Raw genomic sequence first — 2636 nt, 5'->3', positions numbered from 1 at the left:
AGCTCAAAAACCTGTCGCTGGTGAAAGCGGAAGGCTATGAAAAGATTACCATCACCGGCGCACGGCTGGATATGGATAATGATTTCAAAACCTGGGCCGGCATCATTCAGTCTTTCTCGCGTTATCCGTCTAAGGGCGACACCGTCACGCTGCCGTTTATCGATTTCGTCAAGATGTGCGGTATTCCCTCGGCCAACTCGTCCGCGGCGCTGCGTAAGCGTCTTGACGCCTCGCTGCGACGTATCGCAACCAATACCCTGTCGTTTGAGGGGAATGGTAAAGCCTACCACACGCACCTGGTGCAGTCGGCTTACTACGATCGTGAGAAAGATCTGGTGCGTATTCAGGCCGATCCTAAGCTGTTTGAGCTGTATAACTTCGACCACAAGGTGCTGCTGCAGCTGCGTGCTATCTCGCGCCTCAAGCGTAAGGAGTCGGCGCAGGCGCTGTATACCTACCTGGAAAGCCTGCCCACTAATCCGGCGCCTATCTCCCTGGCGCGCTTACGCATGCGTCTTAATCTCGGCTCAAAAACCACCACGCAAAACCATGTGGTGCGGCGCGCCATGGAGCAGCTGAAAGAGATTGGCTATCTGGACTACTCCGAAGTGAAACGGGGCCGTTCGGTATTTTTCATCATCCACAGTCGGACACCCAAACTCGATGGTATCAGCAATCTTGAAAGTATCGATTCGCTGGAAGACCTCGATTTCGAAGACTGACTTCACCCATTCACTGTAATCAGTCAGCTCTCTTCGCGTAGTGTCACTGAGCCTAAAAGTGACACTGCTGCTTTCCCCCTCATTCACTGTAATCAGCACAACCTAATCTGTTCACTGTAATCGGTACCATTCACTGTAATCAGTGGTCGCTGCCGGTATTGCCTGTTCCGTAAAAACCCTCCAACCTTCCTTTTCATGCCTAACAGCGCTTTTATTGATAGTGGGTACTTACCAGGTGGGTTGACAGACATCTTGTCTGTGCCTTCAGATACCGTCTGGCTGATTACAGTGAATGTCTGGTCTGCCGGGCGATTCTGCTGACCACAGTGAACACAAATGCATACGAGCTCACTGATTACAGTGAACGCTTTATCGTATTTGACTGAAAATTAAAGTTAATAATCGATATACTGCAATACATTCACTGTATTCAGTAATTATGCTGTAAAAGTAACCAGTAAAAGTGACAGGGTTGGTCACTATCACTGATTACAGTGAATCGTGGGAGGGATTACCGATTATAGTGAACGTCATTTCATGACGAAACGGCCCTCTGCGTCGTCTGACTTTTACTGATTGCAGTGAACGTTCTCAACACTCCCCTACCCTCACCGTGGCCGCTGCCCTATAAGAAAGAGAAAGCCAGTTACTGACTACAGTGAACGTTATCGGGCTGAGGCTAAGCGGGCATGCACTGATTACAGTGAACGTGTTCGTCAGGTACTGCTGCTTCAAAGCGCAGCGCGCGCGAACCCGGCTACTGATTACAGTGAATGTTGTTAGCTGAGTGCCCTTCCCTGTGCCGCACGACCCTCCCTCGAACTGGCGCGATAAAGATGATCGGGTTTACTGATTACAGTGAATGCTCAGTCAGGCAGGTCAGCCGTTCAGGCTTAAACACGCTTTTCCTTTTACTGACTACAGTGAATGCGCCGCAGCGATCAGGTTATGAATATCTGATAACGGTCACATTACTGATTACAGTGAACATTGACGAAAAGGCGTTCATAGTTTACTGACTACAGTGAATGCCGCTGGCATCGACGTCGCAGTTTACTGATTACAGTGAATCTTATATCTGCATGAATCGATGCGCTGGCAGATTGCCGCCAGTAAGGCGGCCCTGAACATCGCACTGCACTGCACTGCACTGCACTGCACGGCGCTCGCCGTGGCGCAGCCCAATCTTCCTGCAGGCAATGCTCGCCAGCCCGCAATCGTAAACCGCGTAATTCTCATCGTGTGCAGCTTCTTCCCTTCTCACTGGCTGGCAGCACCCCCTCACACCGTGCATTGCAGGCAGTCAGTGAGGGAAGAATGTAGTGGGCTTGTGCTGACTACAGTGAATCTGACCATTTGGTGAGCGGATGATGCGCGGAATCACTGACTACAGTGAACATTTACTTTTGCGCACTTGCTCACCTGGCGCCGGTAGCGCTGTTCCTGCGCTAAAGAGTTACTGATTACAGTGAATCTTCCGGCAGGGTTACTGATTGCAGTGAATGTTACGCTGAGTACAGTAAACGCATTCCATTTCTTTACGCCACCCGCTGATTACAGTGAACGTGCGGGCTGCTCTGTCAGGTAACGGCGCGCCGTATTTCACCGTAATTGACCGCTTCAGCCAGATAGGTCGATTACTGATTACAGTGAACAGTGGCAGAGTGCTGCCCTTACGCCGATCACATTTTCATCAATTGATGAGTAATCAATCAACGCGCGCTACTGACTGCAGTGAACGTCTGGTTTAACCCCCTATTGCAAAAGGTCTTTTTACAACGCGAGCCGATGATGAACAGATGAGATAGATTTGCCTCATGTGCAGGATTTCGGTATAAAGTCATAAATCCTACATGTGTGGAGCAAGTATGGCTAACGATGAGAAGCAGGTTCTGAAAGTCGCTCAACGCTCAG

Annotated in this window: 1 protein-coding gene; it reads left to right on the top strand. The window is 50.1% G+C overall.

What is annotated here, in order from left to right:
* Window positions 1–722: RepB family plasmid replication initiator protein (locus FT726_RS26700; RefSeq protein WP_346303786.1), on the top strand; the 722-nt coding region annotated here is incomplete at its 5' end.
* Window positions 723–2636: the final 1914 nt, after the last annotated feature.

This window comes from Pantoea sp. Morm, from assembly GCF_016643525.1.
Lineage (GTDB): Bacteria > Pseudomonadota > Gammaproteobacteria > Enterobacterales > Enterobacteriaceae > Pantoea > Pantoea dispersa.
The sequence above is the reverse complement of the archived record's forward strand: the minus strand, read 5'-3'. Positions and strand labels throughout refer to the sequence as shown.